We start from the raw sequence: 6,506 nt of genomic DNA, 5'->3' as shown, positions 1-6,506 counted from the left end.
GGAGCGTAAAGCGTGATTTGCGGCGCATGTCCGGGTGCAGCCTGTGTGGGACGAGTACGCGCCGTAAATCGTGCAGCGCAGGACACGACCCCGGAGCGGCCCCCGGCGACAACCGCAACCAAGACCGGTCACCCCGCCGGACGGCGACACCGCCCCCGGCGACAACCGCAACCAAGACACGTGAACCCCGCCGGACGGCGACACCGCGCCGGACGGCGACAACACGGCGACCGGTGAACTTGCCGATGCCCCCGCCTCGCCGCCGCGTCATCGTGGCGGGCGTCAGGGACAACGGCGGTCCGCTCCGGTCAACGGTGGGGGCCGCCACCACCGAGAGGACCCCCCTCCGTGCACCCTCGCTCTCAGCCAAGATCCCGTACCGTCCGCAGCCTGTGGGCCGGGGCGGTGGCGACCGTAGGACTGGTCGTCGCGCTCATCCCCGGCGCCGGCAACGCCGGCGCCGCCGACAACCCGTACGAGCGCGGCCCCGCCCCCACCACCTCCAGCATCGAGGCGTCGCGCGGCTCGTACGCCGTGTCGCAGACCTCCGTGTCCTCGCTGGGCGTGACCGGCTTCGGCGGCGGCACCATCTACTACCCGACCTCCACCGCGGACGGCACCTTCGGGGCCGTGGCCATCTCGCCCGGATTCACCGCCACCCAGTCCAGCATTTCCTGGCTCGGACCCCGGCTGGCCTCGCAGGGCTTCGTGATCTTCACGATCGACACCAACACGACGCTCGACCAGCCCGCCAGCCGCGGCGACCAACTCCTGGCCGCGCTCGACTATCTGACGCAGCGTTCGTCGGTGCGGACCCGCATCGACGCGTCGCGGCTCGGCGTCATGGGGCACTCCATGGGCGGCGGCGGGACGCTGGAGGCGGCGAAGGACCGGACGTCGCTCCAGGCGGCCATTCCGCTGACCGGCTGGAACACCGACACGACCTGGCCCGAGGTGCGGACACCCACCCTGATCGTCGGCGCGGACGGTGACACCGTCGCGCCGGTCGCCACGCACTCCGAGCCGTTCTACAACTCGCTGCCCTCGTCGCTGGACAAGGCGTACCTGGAACTGAACGGCGCCACGCACTTCACGCCGAACAGCTCCAACACGACCATCGCGAAGTACAGCATCTCCTGGCTGAAGCGGTTCGTCGACAACGACACCCGCTACGAGCAGTTCCTCTGCCCGCTGCCCAGGCCGAGCCTGACGATCGAGGAGTACCGGGGCAACTGCCCGCACACCTCCTGAAGTTGGCTGTGCCACTGCACAGCGGGGCCGCGTCCCTCACGGGGGCGCGGCCCAAGGGGCTTCCGGGCCACGTTACACAGCAGTAACGTAACGCAGGTGACCCCATCGACGACCGTGCGTAGTGACCACCGCCTGTACGGCCGCAGCGGTGAACTCACCATCCTGGACACCCTGCTGGCGCGGCTGACGGCCGGTCACGGCGCCACGCTCGTGCTGACGGCGCCGCCCGGCCTCGGGCGCAGCGCGCTGCTGCGGCACGCGGCGGACGGGTGGGGCGACGGGCCCGTGCTGTACGCGGCGGCGGCGCCCGGCGAGCGGCTGCTGCCGTTCAGCGGGCTGCACGCGTTGCTGTGTTCGGGGCGGTCGCACGGGCGGCCCGTGGCGGTCCCCGATGTGCTGCGCGCCGGGCTCGCGCCGACGGCGCTGCTCGATCTGCTGACCGATCTCGGCGCGCGCGGACCGCTGTTGGTCTGTGTGGACGACGCGCACGACTGGGACCCGCGGTCGCGTGACGCGCTGGCCTTCGCGGTCCGCAGGCTGCCGCAGGACCGCCGGGTGGGGGTGCTGCTCACCGCGGCGGAGCAGGAGCCGGGCTCCGCCGCCTTCGCCGGGCTGCCCGCGCTGCGGCTGGGGCCGCTGGACGACGCGGCGTCCCGGTCTCTGCTGGGGCAGTTGACGGACGGCCGGTCGACCGACGCGGTGGTCGAGGAGCTGAGCCGCGAGGGGGCGGGCAACCCACGGCTGCTGACCGCTCTTGTCGAGCGGCTCAGCCAGGACGAGTTGACGGGGCGTCAGTCCCTGCCCGAGCCGCTGTCCGGCGGCGAGGAGCTGATGCGTGCTTACGCCAGCCGGGTGCGGGAACTCCCGGCGGAGACGCGAACGTTGCTGCTGCTCGCGGCAGCCGCCGAGGAGCATGAGCCGGATGGTGCGGGCGCCGACGCGATCCTGCTGCGGCGGGCCGGGCAACTGGCCGGGATCGACCCGGGCAGACTCGGCCCGGCCGAGACGTCCGGGGCCGTGCGCAGTGGCGGCGGCCGGGTCCGCTTCAGCCATCCGCTGTTACGGCGGGCGGTGTTGAGCAGCGCATCGGTCGCTCACCGGCGTGCCGTGCACCAGTTGCTGGCGACCGTGCTCGACGGACCGCACCGCACGCTGCCCCGGCTGGTCCAACGGGCCTGCGCGGCAAGCGGTTACGACCCGGCGCTGGCCGATTCGCTGGTCAGGGCCGCCGTGCCGCCACGGCCGCATGCCGACCGCGCCGCGGCCCTCACCCGGGCGGCGGCGCTGTCGACGGACGAGTCGCTGCGCAGCGCGCGGTTCGCCGCCGCCGCCGAACACGCCTGGCTGGCCGGGGAACCGGGCCGCGCCCGGATCCTGCTGGCCCGGGTGCGGGCGGTGCCCGAGCCGGGGCGGGCGCACTACGTGCGGGGCCAACTCGCCCTGTACGACGGGCCTGCGGCCGACGCCCGCGAGGCGCTGCTCACGGCGGCGGCGCTACTGGCCCCGCGCGACCCGGCCCGTACGGTCTCGGCCCTGCTCGGCGCAGCCGAGGCGGCCTGGGCGATGGGGGACGCGCCCGCCTATCTGGACGCGATGAGCCGCGTACGGCCGCACGGAGCGGAACCGTCGCTCGCGCAGTACTGCGCCGGCATGCACGCGGTGCTGGTGGGGCGTACGGGCGAGGGCCACGCCCTGCTGCGGGCCTGCTTCGAGTCGGCGGCCCACACCGGGGACGCGGCGGAGCTGCTGCGGGCCGGGATCTCCGCGCTCGTACTCGGCGAGGTGGAGGCCGCGTGCCGCGCGGGCGCGCGGGCGCTGGCCGCCGTACGGGCACACGGTCCTGATGTTCTGCTGCCGCAGGTGCTGGAACACCTCGCCTACGGCGAACTGCGGGCCGGACGGCACGCACGGGCCCGCACCCACGCCCGCGAGGGGCTGTGCGCCGCCGAGCGGTCGGGCCAGCGCAACGTGGCGTCCCATCTGCACGCCGTACTGGCCCTGGCGGCCTCCGTCGAGGGCGAGTCGGAGCTGTGCGCCGAGCACGCGGAAGCGGCGGCAGCCGCGGCGCAGCCGCACGGCCTGGCCCAGGCGGCGACCCTCGCGGCCTGGGCGGTGGCCCGCGCCGAACTCGCCGACGGCCGCTCGGCGGAGGCGGCGGCGCGACTGTTCCCCCTGGTCAGCCCCGGCCCCCGGCGCGGCCACTTCGCCACGCGGATGCTGGCGGTGCCGTGCTTCGTGGAAGCGGCGGTACTGGCGGGGCGGGGGAGCGAGGCGCAGCGGGCGGTCGATGAGTTCGCGCTCTGGACGAGCAGGACGGCCGACCCCCAGGCCCCGGCGCAACTGGCCCGCTGCCGGGCGCTGTTGGCGTCCGGCGACGAAGCGGGGGCGCGCTGGGAGGAGGCCCTGGCCCATCACGACCGGGCGGCGGGCGACTTCGAACGGGCCCGCACCCAACTGCTCTACGGCCACTGGCTCCGCAGGCAGCGCAGAACCCGCGAGGCCCGCACCCCGCTGCGCGACGCCCTGGTCGGCTTCGAACGCTGCGGCGCCCGGCTCTGGACGGGCCGAGTACGCGGCGAACTCCGCGCCGCGGGCGAGTCGGTGGCGGGCACGGGCACCGGCCTGCCGGACCTGCTGCTCCTCACCCCGCAGCAGCAGCGCATCGCCCGCTGCGTGGCGGAGGGCGCGACCAACAGGGAGGTGGCCCTCAGACTCTCCCTGAGCACCCGCACGGTCGACCACCACCTGCGCAACGTCTTCGCCGCACTAGGAGTCCGCTCCCGCACGGAACTGGCCCGCCTGCTGGACCGCGAAAAGCAAAACCCGGCGAACCTCTAGCCGCCGTCCGCGAGTTCTCGTCCGTCGCGCGCTCGCGCAGGTCGCGCGGCGGCTGGGCGCTCGCAGGGCCGTGCTGCCGCCGTGTGAGCCCCGCCTGGCCGGCCGGCGGTGTGCGGTGGTCACGCTGGGCCATGCGCCGCGGGCGGACGACGAGTTGCGGGCACTTCGGGTCCGTGACCGGTCGCGGGTCGGCCGGTGACTTCCGGCGCGGCCCGCGCTCGCGGTGCGCATCGGTCGCCGCGCAAACGGTGCGTCACCCCAGGGCAGTCGCGCCGGTCGGGCGCTCCCCGGCCCTGAACGTCACGCCTCGCGGACGGAGTTCGCGAAGATCGGCCGGGTAAGGGCCTTGGTACCGACCGGCCGGTATGTCATTCTGCGGGCGTCAGGCGACCGATACCGGTGGAGGCCGCAATGCCGCATGTCATCCGCACGCAGCAGACGCCGATCGCGCTGCTCCCGGTCCGTACCACGACCCCCGTCCGCTCGCTGGTCGACGCGGAGGCCGTCGCCGTGCTGCACCGGGCCGCCCGGGTGCTGCTGGACGATCTGGCCGGTCTGACCGACCGGCTGGTCGCCACCCTGCGGGCGCAGGAGCCCGCCTACCGCTCCGCGATCGACGCCGACGCCTCGGAGATATGGCAGGAGGTGCACCGCTCGCTGCGGCACAACATCGGGTCGCTGATCAGGCCGCGGGAGGCCAGGGACGCAGCGCGCCGCACCTCCTGGCGTATCGGCGCCACCCGCGCCGAGCAGGGGCTGCCGCTCGACGCCGTCCTGCACGCCTTCCGGCTCGGCGGCGCCATGGTGTGGCAGGGGCTCATCGACGAGACGGCGCGCCGGCACGCCGACGACATCCGGCTGCTCATCCATGTCGCCGCCGACGTCTGGAACTTCGTCGACGAGCACTGCGGCCTGGTCGCCGACGCCTACCGGCAGACCGAGCGCCGGATGGCCTGGCGCCGGGAGAACCGGCTCCGGCTGATGACGGCGGCGCTGCTCGAAGGATCGGCGCGGGTCAGTGACCTGCCGGACGCCGCCGCCATGCTGGATCTGCCGGCCGACGGCAGCTACGCCGTCCTCGCCGTGGCCGGCGTACGCGTCACCCCGCAGGGCGACGCACCGCCGCTGCCCCTGCGGCCGGGCACCCGCGCCATCTGGCACGCGTCCGCCGACGCCCACCACGCGATCCTGCCGCTCACCGGCACCGAAGGGATCGCCTCGGTGCTGGCGGGCCTCGACCCGCCGCCGGGAGTACGCGTCGGTGTCAGCTCGGCCGTCACCGGGATCGCCGCCGTCGGCGAGGCCCGCAGGCTCGCCGACATCGCGCTGCGCACCTGTCCGCGCGCCGGCGGCGTCGCACTCCTCGACGACCATCTGCCGGCGGCGCTCGTCGCCTCGTCGCCCGACCTGGGCGCGGCCCTGGCCGGACGGGTGCTCGGCCCGCTGGACCGGCTGGACCCCGCCGACCGCGACCTGCTCATCGAGACGCTCACGGCCTGGCTCGACTCCGACGGCTCGGCGCGGCGCGCGGCGGCCCGGCTGTACTGCCACCGCAACACCGTCCTGAACCGGCTGCGCCGCTTCGAACAGCTCACGGGCCGCAGCCTGGCCCGCCCGACCGACGCGGTGGAGGTCTCCCTGGCCCTGGTGGCGGGCCGGCTGCACCCCCACCGCCCGGACGAGCGGACCTAGCCTCGAACAGCCTCTGCGACGCCTGGGCAGCGCAGAGGCTGTTCAGACGCCGAGCTTCGCCTCCAGCAGCCGCGCCACCGCGTCCTTGTCGCCCTCCAGTTGCACGTCCGCCGCCGACTGCCGGCCCGACAGGAACAGCGTCAGTTCGCCCGGTTCGCCGGTGGCCGTCACCACCGGGGTGCCGCGGTGGGCCACCGCCGTGCGGCCGTCGGACAGGCGGAGGACCAGGCCGACCGGGGACTTGCGGCCCATCAGGCGGGCGCCCTTCTCCAGCCTCGACCACAGCGAGTCGGCGAACACCCGGTCCAGCTCGCGCGGCGTCCAGTCGGGCTGGGCCCGCCTGACGTCCTCGGTGTGGATGTAGAACTCGGTGGTGTTGGCCGCCTCGTCCAGTTGCTTGATGTTGTACGGGGAGATCCGCGGCGGGCCCGTACGGATGAGCTGGATCAGCTCCTCGTACGGCTTCTCGTGGTATTCGCCCTGTACACGGTCCAGGCGGTTCTTCAGCCGGGAGATCAGCATCCCGCCGGCCGCGTCGGGGCGGCGCTCGCGCACCACCACATGGGCGGCGAGGTCCCGCGTCAGCCAGCCCTCGCACAGGGTCGGGGCCTCGGGCCCCGCCGCTTCCAACAGATCGGCGAGCAGAAGTCGTTCACGCTTGGCATGGGTCGACATGGACGCAAGCGTACGGCCGGGGCCGCCCGTCCGCCCAGTGGACACGGGGC

4 protein-coding genes are annotated in these 6,506 nt (G+C 74.5%); 3 read left to right on the top strand and 1 reads right to left on the bottom strand.

Annotation, left to right across the window (positions count from 1 at the left end):
* Positions 1-348: 348 nt before the first annotated feature.
* The 3 genes from bdeA to ACZ63I_RS31180 all read left to right on the top strand — a co-directional run bounded on the left by bdeA (position 349) and on the right by ACZ63I_RS31180 (position 5,781).
* A complete protein-coding gene (bdeA, locus tag ACZ63I_RS31190) occupies positions 349-1,251 on the top strand; it encodes a bis(hydroxyethyl) terephthalate hydrolase (RefSeq protein ID WP_469342622.1) in 903 nt (300 codons plus the stop codon).
* A gap of 96 nt (positions 1,252-1,347) precedes the next feature.
* Entirely contained in the window at positions 1,348-4,089 is a 2,742-nt protein-coding gene (locus tag ACZ63I_RS31185) for a helix-turn-helix transcriptional regulator (RefSeq protein WP_469342621.1), read from the top strand.
* Between the two features lie 411 nt (positions 4,090-4,500).
* Positions 4,501-5,781: a PucR family transcriptional regulator gene (locus tag ACZ63I_RS31180; RefSeq protein ID WP_469342619.1), complete on the top strand. Its 1,281-nt coding sequence runs from the start codon at positions 4,501-4,503 to the stop codon at positions 5,779-5,781.
* Between the two features lie 42 nt (positions 5,782-5,823).
* Here ACZ63I_RS31180 and ACZ63I_RS31175 read toward each other — a convergent pair whose 3' ends face one another.
* Positions 5,824-6,456 (bottom strand): TIGR03085 family metal-binding protein, encoded by a 633-nt coding sequence (locus ACZ63I_RS31175; protein WP_469342618.1) that lies wholly within the window; start codon positions 6,454-6,456, stop codon positions 5,824-5,826.
* Positions 6,457-6,506 lie beyond the last annotated feature (50 nt).

The sequence above is a fragment of the Streptomyces sp. NPDC087906 genome (assembly GCF_055584925.1).
This window is presented reverse-complemented; position numbering and strand designations above follow the sequence as displayed.

Excerpts from the sequence above, each read along its gene's own strand:
- ACZ63I_RS31180 (WP_469342619.1), top strand. The coding sequence starts at position 4,501 with ATGCCGCATGTCATCCGCACGCAGCAGACGCCGATCGCGCTGCTCCCG.
- ACZ63I_RS31175 (WP_469342618.1), bottom strand. The coding sequence starts at position 6,456 with ATGTCGACCCATGCCAAGCGTGAACGACTTCTGCTCGCCGATCTGTTG.